The sequence below is a fragment of the Erwinia sp. 009765445 genome, from assembly GCF_058137865.1.
In genome coordinates this window covers 274,163-295,672 of the sequence record NZ_JBYUWC010000002.1, presented here as the reverse complement: position 1 = coordinate 295,672, position 21,510 = coordinate 274,163, and the positions used below count along the sequence as shown (strand labels likewise).

Annotated in this window: 18 protein-coding genes; 11 read left to right on the top strand and 7 right to left on the bottom strand. The window is 55.5% G+C overall.

All coding sequences use genetic code 11. The features are described 5' to 3' along the window. Positions 1-29: 29 nt before the first annotated feature. The gene (locus tag AC3Y5R_RS03390) at positions 30-1,220 is read left to right on the top strand and encodes a D-apionate lactonase family protein (protein WP_489920173.1); all 1,191 of its coding nucleotides are present in this window, start codon (positions 30-32) and stop codon (positions 1,218-1,220) included. Between the two features lie 3 nt (positions 1,221-1,223). Here AC3Y5R_RS03390 and AC3Y5R_RS03385 read toward each other — a convergent pair whose 3' ends face one another. Beyond that, positions 1,224-1,664, bottom strand: a complete 441-nt coding sequence (locus AC3Y5R_RS03385; protein ID WP_158781325.1) for a DUF2569 domain-containing protein — start codon at positions 1,662-1,664, stop codon at positions 1,224-1,226. Between the two features lie 114 nt (positions 1,665-1,778). After that, on the bottom strand, positions 1,779-1,994 hold the full coding sequence (gene ydgT, locus AC3Y5R_RS03380; RefSeq protein WP_158781327.1) for a transcription modulator YdgT: 216 nt from the start codon (positions 1,992-1,994) through the stop codon (positions 1,779-1,781). 496 nt (positions 1,995-2,490) lie between these two features. Between ydgT and ytfQ the strand changes: the two genes are divergently transcribed. The 5 genes from ytfQ (at position 2,491) to AC3Y5R_RS03355 (ending at position 7,781) form a co-directional block, all read left to right on the top strand. Further along, positions 2,491-3,447 carry a galactofuranose ABC transporter, galactofuranose-binding protein YtfQ gene (ytfQ, locus tag AC3Y5R_RS03375; RefSeq protein ID WP_158781329.1) on the top strand — a complete coding sequence of 319 codons (957 nt, stop codon included), beginning with the start codon at positions 2,491-2,493 and terminating at the stop codon, positions 3,445-3,447. 53 nt (positions 3,448-3,500) lie between these two features. Next, complete coding sequence (gene ytfR / locus AC3Y5R_RS03370; RefSeq protein ID WP_489920135.1) at positions 3,501-5,027, top strand: galactofuranose ABC transporter, ATP-binding protein YtfR; 1,527 nt, start codon at positions 3,501-3,503, stop codon at positions 5,025-5,027. Then, positions 5,020-6,039: a galactofuranose ABC transporter, ATP-binding protein YtfT gene (gene ytfT, locus AC3Y5R_RS03365; protein ID WP_489920134.1), complete on the top strand. Its 1,020-nt coding sequence runs from the start codon at positions 5,020-5,022 to the stop codon at positions 6,037-6,039. Before ytfR ends, ytfT begins: the two co-directional genes overlap by 8 nt. Further along, positions 6,032-7,018 carry a galactofuranose ABC transporter, permease protein YjfF gene (gene yjfF / locus AC3Y5R_RS03360; protein ID WP_489920133.1) on the top strand — a complete coding sequence of 329 codons (987 nt, stop codon included), beginning with the start codon at positions 6,032-6,034 and terminating at the stop codon, positions 7,016-7,018. The genes ytfT and yjfF overlap by 8 nt, the downstream gene beginning before the upstream one ends. A 475-nt stretch (positions 7,019-7,493) precedes the next feature. Next, positions 7,494-7,781, top strand: a complete 288-nt coding sequence (locus AC3Y5R_RS03355; protein WP_489920132.1) for a hypothetical protein — start codon at positions 7,494-7,496, stop codon at positions 7,779-7,781. Positions 7,782-7,899: 118 nt separating this feature from the next. Here the strand turns inward: AC3Y5R_RS03355 and araA are convergent, their stop codons facing one another. Continuing rightward, the gene (araA, locus tag AC3Y5R_RS03350; protein WP_489920131.1) at positions 7,900-9,405 is read right to left on the bottom strand and encodes an L-arabinose isomerase; all 1,506 of its coding nucleotides are present in this window, start codon (positions 9,403-9,405) and stop codon (positions 7,900-7,902) included. Positions 9,406-9,415: 10 nt separating this feature from the next. Then, positions 9,416-11,098, bottom strand: a complete 1,683-nt coding sequence (locus AC3Y5R_RS03345; RefSeq protein WP_489920130.1) for a ribulokinase — start codon at positions 11,096-11,098, stop codon at positions 9,416-9,418. Between the two features lie 364 nt (positions 11,099-11,462). Here AC3Y5R_RS03345 and AC3Y5R_RS03340 point away from each other — a divergent pair, with 364 nt between their 5' ends. The 5 genes from AC3Y5R_RS03340 (at position 11,463) to AC3Y5R_RS03320 (ending at position 17,217) form a co-directional block, all read left to right on the top strand. Further along, complete coding sequence (locus AC3Y5R_RS03340; protein WP_489920129.1) at positions 11,463-12,446, top strand: arabinose ABC transporter substrate-binding protein; 984 nt, start codon at positions 11,463-11,465, stop codon at positions 12,444-12,446. Between the two features lie 63 nt (positions 12,447-12,509). Then, positions 12,510-14,033 (top strand): L-arabinose ABC transporter ATP-binding protein AraG, encoded by a 1,524-nt coding sequence (gene araG, locus AC3Y5R_RS03335; protein WP_489920128.1) that lies wholly within the window; start codon positions 12,510-12,512, stop codon positions 14,031-14,033. A 17-nt stretch (positions 14,034-14,050) separates the two neighbouring features. Continuing rightward, positions 14,051-15,040, top strand: coding sequence for an L-arabinose ABC transporter permease AraH (araH, locus tag AC3Y5R_RS03330; RefSeq protein WP_489920127.1), 990 nt, complete (start codon positions 14,051-14,053; stop codon positions 15,038-15,040). A 9-nt stretch (positions 15,041-15,049) separates the two neighbouring features. Then, positions 15,050-15,967, top strand: coding sequence for an arabinose operon transcriptional regulator AraC (gene araC / locus AC3Y5R_RS03325; RefSeq protein ID WP_158781348.1), 918 nt, complete (start codon positions 15,050-15,052; stop codon positions 15,965-15,967). Between the two features lie 209 nt (positions 15,968-16,176). Beyond that, positions 16,177-17,217 (top strand): oxidoreductase, encoded by a 1,041-nt coding sequence (locus tag AC3Y5R_RS03320; RefSeq protein WP_489920126.1) that lies wholly within the window; start codon positions 16,177-16,179, stop codon positions 17,215-17,217. A 156-nt stretch (positions 17,218-17,373) separates the two neighbouring features. Here AC3Y5R_RS03320 and add read toward each other — a convergent pair whose 3' ends face one another. The 3 genes from add to malX form a co-directional block, all read right to left on the bottom strand. Then, the gene (add, locus tag AC3Y5R_RS03315; protein ID WP_489920125.1) at positions 17,374-18,372 is read right to left on the bottom strand and encodes an adenosine deaminase; all 999 of its coding nucleotides are present in this window, start codon (positions 18,370-18,372) and stop codon (positions 17,374-17,376) included. Positions 18,373-18,471: 99 nt separating this feature from the next. Further along, the gene (locus tag AC3Y5R_RS03310; protein WP_489920124.1) at positions 18,472-19,659 is read right to left on the bottom strand and encodes a MalY/PatB family protein; all 1,188 of its coding nucleotides are present in this window, start codon (positions 19,657-19,659) and stop codon (positions 18,472-18,474) included. Positions 19,660-19,766: 107 nt separating this feature from the next. Further along, positions 19,767-21,365, bottom strand: coding sequence for a maltose/glucose-specific PTS transporter subunit IIBC (malX, locus tag AC3Y5R_RS03305; protein WP_489920123.1), 1,599 nt, complete (start codon positions 21,363-21,365; stop codon positions 19,767-19,769). Positions 21,366-21,510 lie beyond the last annotated feature (145 nt).

Here is a 21,510-nt window from a genome sequence, read left to right as displayed (position 1 = left end):
AACAGCAGCTGATCTTCTCTGCTGCCTCCGTGTCAGTTCCGGCAGTGGAGATTCCCCTCCATCCGCCGGAAGGAGAGCAGGCGGGGATCATCCCTGCGGTGGGTTGCCTGCTGACGCCGGAGCTGCTGACAGACCGGCGCTGTGCGGAGATGCTGCAGTCGCTGATGCCGGGATACCTGCTTTATCACTGCGATCCCCGCCAGCACGGGCTGGACCTGTCGCTGCTGAACATTTTTCTGCAACAGCTGCGGGTAAAGGGAATAACCTTACCGCTGCGCATCGAGTATGTGCTGCCGGTGGATCCGGAGCAGGATTTCCGGCCCGCGCTGACGGCATTCTGGCAGCAGGTGCAGACGCTTGACGTGCAGCCGGTGTCGGTGATGGTTTCTCCGGATGCGGATTTAATCTCCACGCCTCCGGGCAGTGAATGGCCGTGGTGTCCACCGCTGGAGGACATTTACCGGGCAGCCCGGGAGATCTTTCCGCACACGGAGCTGGGCGGCGGGATGATCAGCTATTTTACCGAGCTGAACCGTAAGCGGCCGCCCGTTGATATGGCTAGCTTTATCAGCCATGCCACCTGCCCGGTGGTCCATGATGCTGCGGATCTGGCGGTCATGCAGACGCTGGAATCGCTGCCTTATATCACCCGCACCACGCGCTCATTTATCGGCGACAATAAGCCTTATCACCTCGGCCCGGGCACGATCAGCATGCGCAGCAATCCCTACGGTGCAGGTGTTTACCCCAACCCGGACAATATTCGCCTGACCATGACGGATGCCGATCCCCGCCAGCGGGGGCTGTTTTTTGCCTGCTGGCTGGTGGGCTATCTGGCGCAGCTACAGGGTTCCGGCGTCAGTCACTGGTGTCCGGCGGCTCTGTGTGGCAAAGCAGGGCTGCAGCCATTCAATGGCGGGGAACAGAGCCGACCCTGGCCGGCCTGGTACGTGGTGAGATTTCTGGCCGGACTGGTGGGCAGCCGTTATCAGGCGAGTTTTACTGGGGAAATGGCGTCGCTGGTATTGTCCCGTGGCAGTCAGCGTTACTGGCTGTATGCCAACCTCACCGGAAAACCGGTCAGGCTGGCGTTGCCTGCTGAAGCTGTTGATACAGAATTTTCTTTATCGGCAAATGGGCTGACAGAAGGGGGAGCAGCACCTGAATCTGCCAGTTATTCACTGCTGGCTTATCAGGTGCTCTGCCTGAAAGGCGCCTGAATTTCAGGGTTCAATAAAGGTGTTTTTAACTCGTTGTGAACGTTTAAAGTAGGGCACCAGGATAGCGGCAGCCAGCAGGGCGATAAGCAGGGTTCTGATTGCCGCCGCATCGCTGACGGGCGAGAAAGCAAAGGTTTTAATTGCCAGCAGCACGGTCACCAGCAGCCAGACAATATAATGCTTCGGCAGGCGTCGCGAACGTTTGCAGAAAATCCACGTCACCCACAGACTGTAACACCAGACAATCAGTGAAGTCCCCAGCGAAATACTCCACTGCAGAGTGAAGGCATGCGTGTTATTGAACAGGGCATTGCGCAGGTCAGGCGTCAGTAACGCGCTTAAATACATGGCGACAACCAGAGCGCTGGTCAGCATGGTCATCAGCAGCCAGGCGAGTGGAACGAGCAGGAGCCCGGCGATGCGCGGTTTTGAATCTACAGCCACGATGAATCCTTCTGAACGGGTGAGGTTGACCGTTTGCAGTCCAAACGAGTCACGCACGATATGGACAAAGGATTATACGTAAAAAACAGTTCAGATTATAACGTTAGAAAAAGTTTATATCACATAGCGCCAGACGGATTTCGGCACACACCCCAGATCGAACAGGCGTCCGCCAGAGGCCAGCTCTGCGCGACGGTGATCGGCAGCGCGGTACATGTTCACAATCTCGTTATTATCCGTCAGCGAATAATTAAGATGATCAAACAACTTTTCCAGGGTTTCCAGCGAACTAACTTTACGAAATTTCAACAGATATTCTTGAACTGTCATGATGGCCGATACGGTCAGAGAGTTAGGGGAGCCAAGTATATGGCTGGCGGGCTGAGTGTCCATACTGATAATTGCAAAAAAGACGTAAATTCGGAATAAAGAGTAAGGTTCTGACTTATTTTTCTGACACTAATAGTGATAGCGGTGCAATTTTCATTCTCTGGTACTTACATATGTGCCTTGGCTCACAAATTCAGGAATTAACCTTGCCGATCATTTTCCCGCCTGCCATGACAGAACCTGATCCGGTGTTGTAATCGTTTCCATTCCGCTTGCGGATAAGCGCTTATCTTTATTACACTTATTTAACATGACCTCTTCAGATTCCACGCATTTTGTCCATATCCTGTTGATAAGACACTCTTCTCACGAATCACGTAACCCCCTTTAATTGTTGTAATTTGTGAGCTTTGTCGAAAATGTTTTTCCGCTATTAGTCCAGGCTTGAGTGGCGTTTAACCCTACAAGACTGAATCCCATCAGAGGAAATTTGACCATGTGGAAGCGTTTACTTTTAACCACACTCATCAGCGCCAGCTTATCCGGCACGGCGCTGGCAGAATCCATGACGGTTGGTTTTTCGCAGGTTGGCTCCGAATCGGGCTGGCGTGCGGCAGAAACCACCGTCGCCAAAAGTGAAGCCCAAAAGCGTGGGATTACGCTGAAAATTGCTGACGGCCAGCAGAAACAGGAGAACCAGATCAAGGCGGTACGTTCGTTTATCGCCCAGGGCGTTGATGCTATTTTCATCGCGCCGGTAGTGCAGACAGGCTGGGAACCGGTACTGGAAGAAGCAAAAGATGCCAAAATCCCGGTGTTCCTGCTTGACCGCGCCATCGTGGTGAAAGACAAGTCGCTGTATATGGCGGTGGTCACAGCGGATAACGTTTACGAAGGGAAATTGATCGGTGACTGGCTGGTGAAAAAACAAGCCGGCAAGCCCTGTAATGTGGTTGAGTTACAGGGAACTGTAGGTGCCAGCGTCGCCATTGACCGTAAAAAAGGGTTTGCTGATGCGATAGCAGGGACGCCAGGCATTAAAATTATCCGTTCTCAGTCCGGCGACTTCACCCGCAGTAAGGGGAAAGAAGTAATGGAGAGCTTTATTAAGGCGGAGAATAACGGCAAAAACATCTGCATGGTTTATGCGCACAACGATGATATGGCTATCGGTGCCATTCAGGCTATTAAAGAGGCGGGACTTAAGCCGGGCAAAGATATTCTGACCGGTTCTATCGACGGCGTGCCCGATATATATAAGGCAATGCTGGCCGGTGAAGCAAATGCCAACGTTGAGCTGACGCCAAATATGGCTGGCCCGGCATTCGATGCGCTGGAGAAATTCAAAAAAGATGGCACCATGCCGCCAAAAATTATCAAAACCGAATCGAAGCTTTACCTGCCCGCTGACGCACAGTCTCAGTTAGACAAGAAAAAAGGCATGGGTTACTGACCACCGCGCCGCCTGTCCGCAGGCGGCTTTTTTTATGGTTGAGGCGAAGCCGTATGACAACCCGGACAACATCTTCTGACGTGCTGCTGGATATCCGCGGCGTCAGCAAAGCCTTTCCCGGCGTTAAGGCGCTGGATAACGTCTCTTTTGATATTCACAGTGGCGAAATCATGGCGCTGCTGGGTGAAAACGGTGCGGGTAAATCCACGCTGATTAAAGTGCTTACCGGCGTGTATAAACGCGATGCCGGGACGATCGCTCTGGCAGGCAAAACCATTAACCCGCAGAGTACGGCGGAAGCGCAGGATGCCGGAATTGGCACGGTTTATCAGGAGGTCAATCTGCTGCCTAATATGTCGGTGGCGGATAACCTTTTTATCGGGCGTGAACCGCGTCGGTTTGGTTTTATTGACCGCAAAATGCTGGTGAAAAAGGCGCAGAACTTGCTGAAAACCTACGGGTTTGAGCTGGATGTGACCCGGCCGCTCGGTCAGTATTCGGTTGCCATGCAGCAGATCATTGCCATCTGTCGCGCGGTGGATCTTTCTGCACAGGTGTTAATTCTTGATGAACCCACCGCCAGCCTGGACGCCAGCGAAGTGGAGATGCTTTTCACGCTGATGAACCAGCTGAAAGCGAAGGGCATGAGCCTGATTTTCGTCACCCACTTTCTCGACCAGGTCTATAAAGTCAGCGACCGCATTACCGTGCTGCGCAACGGGCAATTTGTAGCCACGCGGAAAACCAGCGAGCTGCCGCAGATTGAACTGATCAAACTGATGCTGGGACGTGAGCTGCTGGAGACCGCTCTGCAGCGCGCCGGGAGCACGCTGAAGAGCAATCAGCCGGTAGTGGAATTTAAAGATTATGGCAAAAAAGGGACGCTTGAACCCTTCAGCCTGAGCGTGCGTCCCGGCGAAGCCGTCGGTCTGGCCGGTTTGCTGGGGTCAGGACGCACCGAAACAGCAGAATTGCTGTTCGGCATAAAGCGGGCCGACAGCGGTAGCGCCTTCATCAGGGGAAAAAAACGGACTATCCGCACGCCTGCCCAGGCTTCAAAACTGGGCATGGGTTTCTGTCCGGAAGATCGCAAAACGGACGGTATTGTTGGTGCTGCTTCGGTACGGGAGAACATTATCCTCGCATTGCAGGCCCAGCGCGGCTGGTTACGGCCGATCAAGCGACGCGAGCAGCAGCAGATTGCTGAGCGCTTTATCAAAAGCCTCGGTATCCGCACGCCACATGCCGATCAGCCAGTGGAGCTGCTTTCCGGTGGTAATCAGCAAAAGGTGCTGCTTTCCCGCTGGCTGGTGACCAAACCGCAGTTCCTGATCCTCGATGAGCCGACACGTGGCATCGATGTCGGGGCGCATGCCGAAATTATCCGTCTGATTGAATCCCTGTGCGCCGATGGTCTGGCGTTGCTGGTGATCTCATCGGAGCTGGAGGAACTGGTAGGTTATGCGGATCGCGTGCTGATCCTGCGTGACCGTCAGCAGGTGGCGGAGATCCCACTGGAGCAGCTTTCCGTTGCCTCCATCGTTAATGCTATCGCGGCGGGAGGGGCGCAACATGCTTGAGTCACATCTGGTGCCGGGGAAATCGCCCATGTCTAAACGTAAATTGCCCGCCGGGCTGCCGCAGATCGCCGCGCTGGTACTGGTGCTGATCGTCGACAGTCTGGTGGCGCATAACTTCTTCGCCATTCATCTGCAGGATGGTCGCCTGTTTGGCAGCCCGATTGATATCCTGAACCGCGCCGCGCCGGTCGCGCTGTTATCGATTGGCATGACGCTGGTGATTGCCACTGGCGGCATCGACCTGTCGGTGGGAGCGGTAATGGCCATTGCCGGTGCCACGGCGGCGACGCTGACCGTTTCCGGGCACAGTCTGCCGCTGATCATTCTGGTCACGCTGGCGACCGGCGTGCTGTGTGGATTATGGAATGGTGTGCTGGTGGCGTTGCTGAAGATCCAGCCGTTCGTTGCCACTTTAATCCTGATGGTGGCCGGACGTGGTATTGCACAGCTGATCACGCAAGGACAAATCGTGACCTTTGACAGCGAGTCACTGGCCCATCTGGGCAGCGGCACGCTGTGGCTGTTCCCGGTTCCGGTGTGGATCACGCTGGTGATGGTGGCGCTGGTGTGGCTGTTGACGAGAAAAACCGCGCTGGGAATGTTTATCGAAGCGGTGGGGATCAATCTGCGGGCAGCCCGTAACGCCGGGGTAAACGGCTGGCTGGTGGTAATGAGCACCTATGTGATCAGCGGTCTGTGCGCAGCAGTAGCCGGACTGATCGTCACGGCGGACATTCGCGGCGCGGATGCCAATAATGCCGGGTTATGGCTGGAGCTGGACGCGATTCTGGCGGTGGTGATTGGCGGTGCTTCGCTGATGGGCGGGCGCTTCAATTTGCTGCTGTCGCTGATTGGCGCACTGATTATTCAGGCGATGAATACCGGCATTTTGCTGTCGGGTTTTCCGCCGGAACTGAATCAGGTGGTGAAAGCCGTGGTGGTGATGGCTGTACTGTTAATCCAGTCACCGCGCTTTATTCAACTGTTTAAAAGAGGGCGCCCGCGTGTTTAAACGTCATCTGCCGTTAATGATCACGCTGCTGGTGTTTGTGGCGGGATATCTGTTCTGCCTGAGTCAGTTTCCGGGCTTCGCCTCCACCCGTGTGATTGCCAATATCCTCACTGATAATGCTTTCCTCGGTATTATCGCGGTGGGCATGACCTTCGTTATTCTCTCCGGCGGCATCGATCTGTCTGTTGGCGCGGTGATTGCTTTCACCGGTGTATTTCTGGCGAGAATGATAGGGGATTACCATCTGGATCCGTGGCTGGCGTTTGCGCTGGTGATGGTGATGGGTTCCGCATTTGGCGCAATGATGGGCTGGCTGATTGATGCGCTGAAGATCCCGGCTTTTATCATTACTCTGGCGGGGATGTTTTTCCTGCGCGGCAGCAGTTATCTGGTAGCGGAGAGTTCGATTCCGATAGATCATCCGCTGTATGAGACGTTGTCCAGTATGGCCTGGAAGATCCCCGGCGGTGGCAGGCTGAGCTTGCTGGCGGTGGTGATGCTGGTGGTGGTCGTGGTGGGGATTGTGCTGGCGCACCGCAGTCGCTTTGGTAATCAGGTATATGCGATTGGCGGCAATGCGACTTCCGCGCAGCTGATGGGAATTTCGACGCGCAGCACCACGGTGCGAATCTATATGCTGTCTTCGGCGCTGGCGACGCTGGCCGGGATTGTCTTCTCGATCTACACCTCGGCGGGTTATGCACTGGCGGGAATGGGCGTGGAGCTGGACGCGATTGCCTCAGTGGTGATCGGCGGGACGCTGCTTTCGGGGGGCGTCGGCACGGTGCTGGGGACGTTGTTTGGGGTGCTGATTCAGGGGTTGATCCAGACCTGGATTAATTTTGACGGTACGCTGAGTTCGTGGTGGACCAAGATCGCTATAGGGATTTTGCTTTTTGCCTTTATTGCGCTGCAAAGATTGCTGACGGTGATGTGGGATCGGCAGCAGAATGCGCCGGTTAAGCGGTTGCCGACATAGGGACGTGGTGGCTGGCGCTGAAGTGTCAGACGATCGCTGGAGGGGTTATCCGATGGGTGATCGCTGTAGTGTCGGGTGATAGCTGGAGGGGTTATCCGGAACACGGACACGCCGTAAATACATCCTTGTAGGCTTGAGTCGCGGGTCCCTGCGCGACACAGTCCGCTTATACGGATAACCCCACATGCTAATGGCTACACCACCCGCATCACTTTTATTCAGAAAGGGCTGTTGCTGTCGGAACTATAAATAAAATTATGCACATGCTGAATATCTCATTCGCCCCGGAAATATAATAGTTAACCGTCAAACTGCGTTTTTAGTGGTCAGGGGAAATTTCGACCATCTTAGCAATTATTCCTTTTTTCACTATTTCACTCTTAGTCGACCTCGCTTATTGTCCCGCTGAGAAAAATGGTGATAGCCAAAAAACTTTTGTTTTCATGGCTTATTGCAATAATGATATGGAGATATTATGCGTCAGTTAAATTCAATGGAAATGAAGGCAGTCAGCGGAGCTGATATGTCACAAAGTGATTTGATGGATCTGTGGGGCACCACCGACTGGTTTAAAACTGGTTACTCAGGCTATTTTAATAGCTCGCAAAATATTGTGAACGCCGTTGGTCTGGCCACTGCAACAGAAGAGAAAAGTGGCTGGTTGGGTTCGAAAATGGGTGAAGCAGGCTGGTTTATCAATGATGCCGGCGCTACGGTGAAGTGGTTTAATAACGGCATGTTTATGGCGTTTGATATTCGCTAAATAAAACAGTGTTCCTGTTACAAACCCGCCGGGCAGAAAAGGTGAAATTCTCTCTCTGCCCGGTCGGTCCTGCTTTCATTCTCTGGCCTGTACCGCGAAGCCGTAAATCGTGGCCTCTTTAACGCTGATTCAGACGGTAATAAGCCTCGTTCCAGCGCAGGGCGTCCTTAAACCCGTGCAGCGTAGTCTCTTCATCAATCACCAATACTTCAATCCCATGCATCTCACCGTACTGCCGCATATCGTCCACCGTCAGCGCCTGGCTGAACACCGTGTGGTGCGCTCCGCCGCCGAGAATCCAGGTTTCAGAGGCCGTGGTCAGTGATGGCTGGGCTTTCCACAGGGCGCGGGCAACCGGCAGTTTTGGCAGCGGTTTGGGCTGTTCGATAGCATCCACCACGTTAACCAGCAGGCGGAACCTGTCGCCCATATCAATGACGCTGGCGTTTACGGCACGCCCGGCTGGCGTGGAGAAGATCATCCTGGCCGGATCGGCTTTGCCACCGATACCCAGATACTGCACGTCAATCAGCGGGCGGGATTCCCTGGCAATGGAGGGGCAGACCTCCAGCATATGCGAACCCAGCACCAGCTCATTACCCGGTGCGAAGTGATAGGTGTAATCCTCCATAAACGAGGTGCCGCCCGGCAGGCCAGTCGCCATCACTTTGAAGATGTGCAGCAGCGCGGCAGTTTTCCAGTCACCTTCACCGGCGAAACCGTAGCCCTGCGCCATCAGACGTTGTACCGCCAGCCCGGGCAGCTGCGTCATGCCGTGCAGCGTCTGAAAGTTGGTGGTGAAGGCCATACAACCTTCGGTCTGCAGGAAGCGTTTGATCCCCAGCTCGATTTTCGCCGCATCCAGCACGTTCTGCCGCTTTTCGCCGTTGATCGCGGCAACCGGGGTGAAGTCATACAGGCTCTCGTATTCATCGACCAGCGCATTAATGTCGCCATCAGTCACGTTGTTGATCACCTCAACCAGATCGCCCACGCCCCAGCCGTTAACGGCATAGCCAAACTGGATCTGCGCGGCCACTTTGTCGCCTTCCGTTACCGCCACTTCACGCATGTTATCGCCGAAACGCGCCACTTTCAGGTTCTGGCTGGCCTGCTTCGCCGCTGCGGCCCGCATCCATTTTCCGAGTCGTTCCTGAGCGGTTTTATCCTGCCAGTGGCCAGTGATCACGCTGTGTGGCAGACGCATCCGCGCACCGATAAAACCAAACTCACGGCCGCCGTGCGCCGTCTGGTTCAGATTCATAAAGTCCATATCCATGCTGTCCCAGGGGATCTCGGCGTTGAACTGGGTATGGAACTGCAGCAGCGGTTTATTCAGGATCGACAGGCCGCCAATCCACATTTTTGCCGGTGAGAAGGTATGCAGCCAGGTGACAATACCCAGACACTCTTCGGCATGGTTGGCCAGTCGGCACAGCGCCAGCGCTTCGTCCGGACTTTTCACCAGCGGTTTCAGGGTCAGGGTGAAGGGCAGATTGCCCTCACGGTTAAGCCCGTCCACCACCTGCTGAGCATGATGTTCGACCTGACGTAACGTCTCCGCGCCATAAAGATGCTGAGTACCAATCACAAACCACACGTTAAGCGCGTTAAGCTGAGTCATACAATTCTCCTTAAATTTTGGACGGGCGCGCGGCGAACAGCGGTTCGGACGTTTCACACCACTGAAGGTAACGCAAATAAAGTTGCTGATAATTTTCGACGCGAGAGGCGTCTGGTTGCAGGGTGGTGGCAATCGGACTGGCCATTTTCTGCTGGGCGGCAGGGACATCGGCATGCACTCCGGCGGCGACGGCAGCAAAAATCGCTGCGCCCAGCGCACAGCACTCATCAGAGGCGACGATATCCAGCGGCCGGTTCATCACATCACAGCACACTTGCATGATTGCCGGGGATTTGCGGGCGATACCACCCAGCGTCAGCAGGCTTTCAACCGGGATATCCTGCTGCTCAAAACACTCCATAATGGCGCGTGCACCGAAAGCGGTGGCGGCTATAAATCCGCCGAACAGTGCCGGGGCATCGGTGCCAAGGTTCAGATCGGTGATCACGCCTTTCAGGCGCTGGTTGGCGAAAGGTGTGCGACGTCCATTGAACCAGTCCAGTACTACCGGCAGGTGATCCAGCTGCGGATCGGCAGCCCAGGCGGTAGTGAGTTCGTTAAGCAGGTTCTTCTGGATGCCTGCCAGCTCTGTCTGCAGATGAGGGTGCTGCTCTGCAGCCCTGGTCAGCGGCCAGCTCAGCAGGTGGCTGAACCACGCATACATATCACCAAACGCCGACTGTCCTGCTTCCAGCCCGATCATCTCCGGCATCACGCTGCCGTTAACCTGTCCGCAGATCCCCTTAATCGCCCGGCTGCCCACGCGGTTCTGGTCGGCAATCAGGATGTCGCAGGTCGAGGTGCCGATAACTTTAACCAGTGTGTAAGGTCCGGCACCAGCACCCACCGCGCCCATATGGCAGTCAAAAGCACCGCCGGAAAGGGTGACGCTCTCTGGCAAGCCAAGGCGGCTGGCCCATTCTGACGTGATTTTTCCGACTGGCAGATCGGCGGTCCACGTCTCTGTGAACAGTGGGAAGTCAAGATGCCGGGTCAGTATCGGATCAAGCTCGTCAAGAAATTCTGCTGTTGGCAGCCCCTGCCAGTCGGGATGCCACAGCGATTTATGCCCGGCGGCGCAGCGGCCGCGGCGAATGGCTTGTGGTGCCGTGGTGCCACTGAGCAGGGCCGGAACCCAGTCGCACAGCTCAATCCACGACACTGCTGCCTCACGCACTGCTGCATCTTCACGGCTGACGTGCAGGATTTTGGCCCAGAACCATTCCGATGAGTAAATGCCACCGATAAAGCGCGAGTAATCTTCAAACTTCCCGCTGTGACAGAGTGCGGTAATCTCCTCAGCTTCTTTAATGGCGGTGTGGTCTTTCCACAACACAAACATCGCATTGGGGTTTTCCGCAAACTCAGGACGTAGCGCCAGCACGTTGCCGTCGCGGTCGATGGGAGCAGGGGTCGATCCCGTGGAGTCCACGCCGATGCCAACCACATTCAGCCGTTGTTCAGGTGACAGTTTAGTGACAACGTCACCAATTGCCTGTTCAAAAGCATCGATATAGTCCTGTGGATGGTGACGAAACTGGTTAATGCGGCTCAGACAGAACTGGCCTGCCTGCCAGCGTGGATAGGCAACAACCTGCGTCTGCAACTCTTCTCCACTGGCACAATCGACCGCCAGTGCGCGGACTGAATCGCTGCCAAAATCCAGCCCTATAGTGATAGCACCCAACTGCATTATCTGATCTCCTGGCGGTAGGTAACTGCTGTCTTACTACCCTAAGAAGCCGCGGCCGGGGCGGTTAGGAAGCGAACGCTGTAGATATGCACTTTTCTGTCATCAGAGGCGCTTTTGTGACCGCGGTCAAATGTAATGAGTTGATTAAACTGGCTGAATATATGCACGAATCTGCTGTTATCTCAGGGTGTGATAACGCTCTCCCTTTCACGGAATTAATCCCGATACAACTAGCGCTTATCGGTGCCTTAACGGGTGTCATGGCCCGAATGAATCGTTATTACAGCCTGTTAAGCGTTCAGGCATTCCAATTGATACCGTTTACATCACACCGCCAAAAGCGGTGACTTTGCCGGAGAGCCTCATGCACAAAATTTCCCACGCGCTGGCCGCCGTTGGCCTCGCAGCCGTTATGTCACAATCGGCTATGGCGGAGACCCTGAAGCTGGGTTTCCTGGTCAAGCAGCCAGAGGAACCCTGGTTCCAGACCGAGTGGAAGTTTGCCGATAAAGCCGGTAAAGAGCTGGGTTTTGAAGTGATCAAAATTGCCGTTCCCGACGGGGAAAAAACCCTGAACGCCATTGACAGTCTGGCCGCCAGTGGGGCTAAAGGTTTTGTTATCTGCACGCCTGACCCGAAACTGGGTTCGGCTATTGAGGCCAAAGCGCGCAGCTATGACCTTAAGGTGATCGCGGTGGATGACCAGTTTGTCACCGCAAAAGGGAAGCCCATGGACACCGTGCCGCTGGTGATGATGGCGGCCACCAAAATCGGCGAGCGTCAGGGGCAGGAGCTGTATAAGGAGATGAAAAAGCGCGGATGGGAGGCGAAAGATACCGGTGTGATGGCGATCACCGCCGATGAACTGGATACCGCCCGTCGCCGCACTACCGGCTCAATGGATGCGTTGAAAGCGGCCGGTTTCCTGGCAGCGCAGATCTACAAAGTCCCGACCAAATCCAATGATATCCCTGGCGCATTCGATGCCGGTAATTCGCTGCTGGTGCAGCATCCCGGCGTGAAACACTGGCTGATCCTCGGTATGAACGACAACACCGTCCTCGGCGGCGTGCGCGCCACTGAAGGCCAGGGGTTCAAAGCACCGGATGTGATTGGTATCGGCATTAACGGCGTGGATGCGGTCAGCGAACTGTCGAAAGGTCAGCCAACCGGCTTCTATGGCTCGCTGTTGCCAAGCCCGGACGTGCATGGCTACAAGAGCACGCAAATGCTCTACAACTGGGTAACCAAAGGGACCGAACCACCGAAATTTACCGAAGTAACTGATGTGGTGCTGATTACCCGCGACAACTTCAAAACCGAGCTGGCTAAAAAAGGCCTGATGTAAAACCACAGAGGGCCGCGCATCAGGCGGCCCTAAGGTTACAGTGTCACGTATGCAGGAGGATCAATGAGCACGCAACCCCCTTATCTCAGCTTCCACGGTATCGGTAAAACCTTCCCCGGTGTCAAGGCGCTTCAGGATATCAGTTTTGACTGTGCGGCTGGCGAGGTTCACGCGCTGATGGGCGAAAACGGTGCCGGAAAATCCACGCTGCTGAAGATCCTCAGCGGCAGCTATCAGCCCAGTAGCGGCGAAATCCGCGTGAAAGGCCAGCCGGTCAGCTTCACTCACACCACCGATGCGCTGGATGCGGGGATTGCCATCATCTATCAGGAGTTGCATCTGATCCCGGAGATGTCGGTGGCTGAAAATATCTACCTTGGCCAGTTGCCGCAGCGGGCTGGTTTTGTGAATCGCTCGCTGCTGCGTTATGAAGCGGGCCAGCAGTTGCAGAACCTTGGTATGGATATCGATCCGGATACGCCGCTGAAAAACCTCTCTCTGGGGCAGTGGCAGATGGTGGAGATTGCGAAAGCTCTGGCGCGAAATGCCAAAGTGATCGCCTTTGATGAGCCAACCAGCTCGCTTTCCGCTCGTGAGATTGAGCATCTGTTCCGGGTGATCCGCCAGTTGCGTGAACAGGGAAGAGTTGTGCTGTATGTCTCACACCGTATGGAGGAGATTTTTGCCCTCAGCGATGCGATTACCGTGTTTAAAGACGGACGCTACGTGCGGACGTTCAAAGATGTCAGTCAAACCAGCCATGATCAACTGGTGCAGGCAATGGTCGGTCGCGAAATTGGCGACATCTACGGCTATTCACCGCGAAAAACGGGTGAAATCAGACTGCAGCTGAATAACGTGCAGGCTAAAGGCGTGCGGATGCCCGTTTCCCTCAGCGTGCGTGCCGGGGAAATCGTTGGGCTATTTGGCCTGGTCGGTGCCGGGCGCAGCGAGCTGATGAAAGGCCTTTTTGGCGCAACCAGACTGACCGGCGGCGAGCTGTTGCTGGATGGTGAAAAGCTGGTGGTCAGAGAGCCTGCTCATGCTATTCGTGCCGGAATTCTGCTCTGTCCGGAAGACCGTAAGGCTGATGGCATCATCCCGGTGCATTCAGTGCGCGACAACATCAATATCAGCGCCCGTCGCAACAACCTGACCGCCGGATGCCTGATTGATAATCGCTGGGAAAGCAAAAATGCTGAGTCCCATATTCATTCACTGAATATCAAAACCCCTTCGGCGGACCAGCCGATCATGAACCTGTCCGGCGGTAACCAGCAGAAAGCGATCCTCGGACGCTGGCTTTCGGAAGAGATGAAAGTGATCCTGCTGGATGAGCCGACCCGCGGCATTGATGTGGGAGCGAAGCATGAAATCTATAACCTGATTTATGCGCTGGCGGATAGGGGCATCGCGGTGCTGTTCGCCTCCAGCGACCTGCCCGAAGTCATGGGGCTGGCCGACCGTATCCTGGTGATGCGCGAAGGGGAAATCGCCGGTGAGCTGAGCCATTCTGAAGCCACTGAAGCGCTAACCCTGAGCCTGGCTATGCCAAAAACCACCCAAAAAACTGCCGCTGTGGCCTGATCTGAAGGAGATCTCTGATGTCATCTTCCACCACTTCCTCCGCGACGCCACCGGTACGCTCTCAGCGCGTTAACCTGGGCCGCATCTGGGATAACTTCGGCATGCTGGTCGTGTTTGCCGTGCTGTTTATTTGCTGCACCTTGTTTGTGCCGAACTTTGGCTCGCTGATCAATATGAAGGGGCTTGGACTGGCGATGTCGATGTCCGGCATGGTGGCCTGCGGCATGCTGTTCTGCCTGGCCTCAGGCGATTTCGATCTTTCCGTCGCTTCAGTAATTGCCTGCGCCGGGGTCACCACCGCAGTGGTGATCAATATGACCGAAAGCTTGTGGATTGGCATCGCTGCCGGTCTGCTGCTCGGTGTGGCCTGCGGCTTTATCAACGGCTTTGTGATTGCGAAGCTGAAGATCAATGCACTGATCACCACGCTGGCAACGATGCAAATTGTACGCGGCCTGGCCTATATTTTTTCCGACGGTAAGGCGGTGGGTATTGAAGATGAACGCTTTTTTGCGCTGGGATATGCCAACTGGCTTGGCGTACCTGCGCCGGTCTGGCTGACCATCGGCACCATGGTGATTTTTGGCTTCCTGCTGAATAAAACCACGTTTGGCCGCAACACGCTGGCGATTGGTGGCAATGAAGAAGCGGCAAGACTGGCAGGCGTGCCGGTGGTGCGTACCCGCATCATTATCTTTATTCTCTCCGGGCTGGTTTCGGCCGCCGCGGGTATTATCCTCGCCTCACGCATGACCAGCGGACAGCCCATGACTTCGCTGGGCTATGAGCTGATTGTTATCTCAGCCTGCGTGCTGGGTGGCGTGTCGCTGAAGGGCGGCATCGGCAAAATTTCCTACGTGGTGGCCGGGGTGCTGATCCTTGGTACGGTTGAGAATGCGATGAATCTTCTCAATATCTCGCCGTTCTCACAGTACGTGGTGCGCGGTCTGATACTGTTAGCTGCGGTGATTTTCGACCGCTACAAACAGAAAGCCAAAACGGCCTGAGGAGGCGTCATGTATCATCGTTTAGCCCCGGTGGCGCAATCAAACCCGCTGCTACCCGGCTATCCCTTTAATGCCTGGCTGGTGGCCGGACTGACGCCGATTAACGCGGGTGATCCTCTCGATTTTTTTATTGACCGGCCTCAGGGCATGAAGGGCTATATCATTAACCTGACTACCAAAGGACGCGGTCAGGTGTTCAGCGGCGAGGACGCTTTCGACTGTGAACCCGGCGACCTGCTGCTGTTCCGGCCAAAAACGCCGCATTACTATGGTCGATCGCCGGGAAGCGACAGCTGGCACCATCGCTGGATCTACTTCCGCCCGCGAGCCTACTGGAGCGACTGGCTGGTGTGGCAGGATGAAACCCGCAGCGTCGGGCGGCTCAGGTTGCCGGAACCGCTGCGCGGGGAATTCGAAAGGTTGTTCGCCAATATTGAGCAGACTCACACTTCAGGGCGACGCTTTGCCGAAGAGCTGGCGATGAATCTGCTGGAGCGGTTGTTGTTGCGGGCGGTGGAAGAAGATCCGCGCAGCCATCAGCAAATCCGCGATCCGCGGGTAATTGAGGCCTGCCAGTTTGTCACCAGTAATCTGGCCGGGGAACTGAAAATCGACGAGGTAGCCAACCACGTCTGCCTTTCTCCTTCGCGGCTGGCCCACCTGTTCCGCGAGCAGATGGGCGTGAATCTACTGCGCTGGCGTGAGGATCAGCGGGTGATCCGCGCCAAGATGCTGCTGCAGAATACTCAGGAACCGATCGCCACCGTGGGTCGCATTGTCGGCTACGACGATCAGCTCTATTTCTCCCGTGTGTTTCGTAAAAGGGTTGGCGTCAGTCCCAGCGACTTCCGCCGCCGCTCGCATGATGCGCATGATGCGCTGGTCGCCCAGGAGACCTGGGATTTGCCCAGAAGTGCCAACCAGTAACAATCCTCCCCTAAATAATTCGAGTTTCAGGCAGGCGGCCAGCGAGCAAATCCCCAGGATCTTACTCTGGTAAGTGACTGGAGGTGTGCTCGTGCAGCCAACGCACATGCAACTCGAAGTATGACGGGGAAACAATTAAGGTAATTCCCGCTTGTTCTTACCCGGATGATGGTCTTAAATCATCAGGGTCAGAGACAAGAGGAATGCAAATGAGCGACAAAATTCGTGTAGGGCTGGTCGGTTACGGCTTCGCCAGCAAGACCTTCCATGCCCCGTTAATCGCGGGCACCGCCGGGATGGAACTGGCGGTTGTCTCCAGCAGCGATGCCGGCAAAGTCCATGCCGACTGGCCAACCACTCAGGTAGTGTCGGACCCACAGGCGCTGTTTGATGACCCTTCGCTGCAGCTGATCGTAATTCCGACGCCGAATGACACCCATTTCCCGCTGGCGAAAGCCGCGCTGAATGCCGGTAAGCACGTGGTGGTTGATAAGCCTTTCACCGTGACCCTTTCGCAGGCCCGTGAACTGGATGCGCTGGCAAAAGCCAAAGGGCTGCTGCTGTCAGTGTTCCATAACCGCCGCTGGGACAGTGATTTCCTGACGCTGAAAACATTGCTGGCGCAGGGCACGCTGGGTGAAGTGCGTTATTTCGAATCGCATTTTGACCGATTTCGTCCGGAAGTACGTAACCGCTGGCGCGAGCAGAAGGGTGCAGGTAGCGGCATCTGGTACGATCTGGGGCCGCACGTGATTGACCAGGCTTTGCAGCTGTTCGGTTCGCCAGTGGCGATTAACGTTGATATGGCTGAACTGCGTCCGGGTGCCCAGACCACGGATTACTTCCATGCCGTGCTGACCTATCCTCAGCGCCGTGTGGTGCTGCACGCCAGCATGCTGGTGGCTGCAGAATCTGCCCGTTACCAGGTTCACGGCACCAAAGGCAGCTACGTGAAGTACGGTCTTGACCCGCAGGAAGATAACCTTAAAGCGGGTGCCCGCCCGCCGCAGGAAGACTGGGGTTACGATATGCGCGATGGCGTGGTGACGTTAGCTAACGGCGATCTGATGGCAGAAGAGACGCTGCTGACCACGCCTGGCAACTATCCTGCTTATTACGCCGGTATCCGCGATGCAATAAATGGTGATGGTAACAATCCGGTAACGGCGGAAGAGGCAATTCAGGTGATGGAGCTGATTGAACTGGGCCTGCAGTCTGCGGAAAAACGCCAGACGCTGTCGCTGAAATAACTTTTTCTTCCCTGATAATTAAAAAAGAACGGCATCTGATGTCGTTCTTTTTTTTCATTTACTCAATATCCCTCTTGAAATAAATATTTATTCACTTACTCCTGTTTTTTTCCGTTTATCTCCTGATAGTGGGCGTCCCCGAAGACGCCCGTAAATTCAGGCTGCCACTTTGGCGCGAATAGCCTGTTTCTCTGTTTCGCTTAAAAACGCAATCTTCAGGCCGTTCTCCTGCGCGGTACGGATCTGCTCCCGGCTCAGTCCTGCCGCAGGTGCAGCCACCTGATATTCATGCGCCAGCTCAATGCCCTGAACCGCCGGGTCATCGGTGTTGATGGTTGCCAGAATGCCGTGGTCAAGGAACGTCACCAGTGGATGATGTGCCAGTGAAGAGACGGTACTGGTCTGGATGTTGGAAGTCAGGCAGGATTCCACGCCAATCTGGTGTGCCGCGAGGAAATCCATCAGTGCCGGATCTTCCACCGCCTTCACGCCATGCCCGATACGCTCGGCACCCAGCTCGCGGATAGCCTGCCAGATGCTCTCCGGACCTGCTGCTTCGCCAGCATGAACGGTAATGCGGAATCCGGCATCACGCGCGCGGTTGAAATGGCTGAGGAACTGGCTGCCCGGAAAGCCCAACTCGTCTCCGGCCAGGTCGAGGGCAGTGATGCCGTCGCGATGGGCCAGTAAACCTTCCAGCTCGCGCAGACAGGCTTCCTCGCCAAAGGTCCGGCTCATGATACCTGTCAGCCGCACCTCAATATCATGCTGCTGGCAACCGGCGCGGATCCCGTCGATGACCGCCTCCACCACGCCAGCAACCGGCAGGTTATGGGTCATAGCCATATAGCCGGGAGAGAAACGCAACTCCGCGTAGTGAATACCCGCGCGGGCGGCATCCTCCACGTTTTCCATCGCCACGCGACGGCAGGCATCCAGCGAGCCCAGCACCTTCACGCCCCAGTCCAGCTTCTGCAGGAAGCTGACCAGGTCCGGCTCGTTGCTGGTTACCTGCACGTGCGGGCGTAACGTCTCCAGCGTGGAGGCGGGTAGGGTCAGGTTAAACTCGCGGCCTAAATCAAGAATGGTTTGTGCACGAATATTGCCATCAAGGTGGCGATGAATGTCGGTGAGGGGAAGCTGGCTGTCGATCATGTGAGTGCACTCTGTTGTTAACCGTAAAGTGCAGAACAGTATAAAAACATTTTGCGCAACTCCGCCAGCGAATTGCGCAATCCCTTTTTTAACTGCCGATTATTTGAGCCTGGCTGAGTGGCAGCGCGCAATTCCGGCAATCAAGCGGTCCAGCCCGTCATCCACTTTACTGCGCGGGCAGCCGACGTTCAGCCGGAGATATCCCTGACCTTCAGGGCCGTAGGTATAACCGGGCATGATCGCCACCTTTTGCTGTTCTATCAGCTCTTTTTGCAGCTGATGCTCATCGATCGCCAACGGATTCAGATCGATCCACGCCAGGTAGGTGGCCTGCGGAGGCTGCCATTTGAGTTCAGGGAAAGCCTCATTCAACCGTCGGGCCACATGCTGCAGGTTGTCGCGGAGGTAATCACGCAGCGCATCCAGCCAGTGGCTGCCGTGGCGATAAGCCGCAATATGCGCGGCCACGGCCAGCACGGCAGGAGATGAGAGACCATCGGCATTCTTCAGCGCCTGAAACCAGGCCGCGCGGTCCTGTTCATCGCTGATAAAGCCATAAGCGCCGGTCAGAGCCGGAATGTTGAAGCTCTTTGAAGCTGAGGTGAACAGCGCCCAGCGTCCGCTCGCCACTTCTGACCAGGGAAGATGCTGCGCCTCTCCCGTCACCATATCCATATGGATTTCGTCGCTGATCACCCGAACGTTGTGCCGCTGGCACAGCGCAGACATCTGCTCCAGCTCCTGGCGCTGCCAGACTTTGCCGGTCGGATTATGCGGGCTGCACAGCAGCAGCACTTTGCAATCATCACGCGCCAGCAGCGTTTCCAGCTCTGCCATATCACATTGCCACTCAGCATTCACACGACGCAGCGGCAGAGCCAGCACGTTGCGCTGATTTCCTTCAATCGCTTTGTAAAACGCATCGTAGGCGGGAGTGTGGATCACCACGCCATCACCCGGCTGTGACCAGTGGCGGATCATTTGCGCCACCATGTAGATCACTGACGGACCATAAACGATCTGCTCTGGTCTGGCAGTAACCTCAAAACGCATCTGATACCAGTGAGTAATGGAGGAGAGAAAATCATCGTGCTGCCAGCGGCTGTAACCCAGCACGCCATGCGCCACTCGTTTGTGCAACTCGGCGGTAATGCAGGGCGCGGTGGCGAAATCCATATCGGAGATGGTGAAAGGCAGCAGATCGTCGCGGCCAAAACGGTCGGCCACAAAGTCCCACTGGGTACACCAGCTGCCGTGGCGGTCGATTACGCGGTCAAAATCAGACATAACATCCTCAAATAAAACGGCGCCGTGAAGGCGCCGGTTTCAGTCAGACCAGTGCGTCAGGCCTTTTGCTTACGCTCAGGCTGGTTTATTCCTTTGCTCTTGCCTGGTCAGACCGGGGCAGGCTGCATCAGGCTGGCCATTTCATCTTTCACCGACTGCACCTGCGGGCCAATCACCACCTGCAGACTGTGCTGGTTAAGATGCACCACGCCGATCACGCGGTTGGCCTTTAATGCGGCGTCGTCCACCAGGCTCATATCTTTCACCTGCAGACGCAGACGTGTCAGGCAGTTATCCAGTGAGGTGATATTCTCCATGCCACCCAGAGCCGCAAGGATCGCAGGGGTGTTGTAGCCTGATTTTCCGGCCACGGCGCTGGAGAAGTTTTTCTCCATGCTTGTGGTGTTATCAATATCACGCCCTGGCGTTTTGATATTGAAGCGGGTGATAGCGAAGCGGAAAATCAGGTAGTAACCGGCAAACCAGATCGCTGCCACCACCGGCACATAATACCATTTGGTCGACAGGCCATGCAGAATACCAAACACCACGAAGTCGATAACGTTGCCGTCGGTATTACCAATGGTCACGCCCAGCACCGCCATTACGGTGAAGCCCAAACCGGTCAGCAGCGCGTGGATCACATACAGCACTGGCGCGACGAACAGGAACAGGAATTCAATCGGTTCGGTGGTGCCGCCAACCACGCAGGCCACCACGCCGGAGATCAGCAGACCTTTAATTTTGTGGCGGTTTTCTGGACGTGCACAGTGATACATCGCCAGCGCCGCACCCGGCAGGCCGCCGAGGAAGGCAGGCATTTTACCCTGCGAAAGGAAGCGGGTGGCGCTTTCAGAGAAGCCGCTGGTGGTCGGACAGGAGAGCTGCGCCTGGAAGATGGTCAGCGCACCGCTGACGCTGTGTCCGCAGACGTCCAGGGTGCCGCCCGCATCGGTAAAGCGGATAATCGCCACCAGAATATGCTGCAGGCCAAACGGCAGCAGCAGACGTTCGCCGGTACCAAAAATCATCGGTCCAAACTCACCCGCGCCGTTAATCACCCAGCCCAGGCCGGTGATGGCTGCCGCAAATGCAGGCCAGATCAACGGAATAACCAGGCCGACCAGACCCATGACCAGAGTGGTGATAATCGGGACAAAACGTGTGCCACCGAAGAATGCCAGCGCATCTGGCAGGCGGATGGTGTGAAAACGTTCATGCAGATAAAAAACGATAATACCGACGATCACCGCCCCCAGAATACCGGTATCAATTGACTGAATGCCGATGATGTTCTGGATGTTATTGGCTTTCAGAACAGTCGCGTCGGTGGTTGGCAGAATGCCTTTGGCATTCAGCCAGAAGTTTACTGCCAGGTTCATCACCGCAAATCCGACGAAACCGGAGAAGGCAGCCACGCCTTTGTTCTCACGCGCCATCCCCAACGGAATGGCAATGGCGAACATCACCGGCAGATAAGTGAAGGCAAAAGAGCCGACTTTGCTCATCCAGGTGAAGATCAGCTGCAGAACCGGATTGCCGAGGAACGGGATCAGGGTAATGACGTCGTGGCTGCTCAGCGAACTGCCAATGCCCAACATAATGCCGCAAAAAGAGAGCAGGGCGACGGGCAACATAAAGGTCTTTCCAAGGCTCTGGAAAAATTCCCAGAGCGTGATTTTTTGTTTAACAGGGGTGGCCGACATAGATGCTCCTGGCTTAAAAAAAGCTCAGCCTCTGCTGAGATAAAAAAATGATAAAACGTTTTACCGAACATTAATGAGCGTCAAATCACAGTATTTCGCGTTACTCAGGTTTTATTTGCCTTACTGGAGGTGTAACGTTTTACCT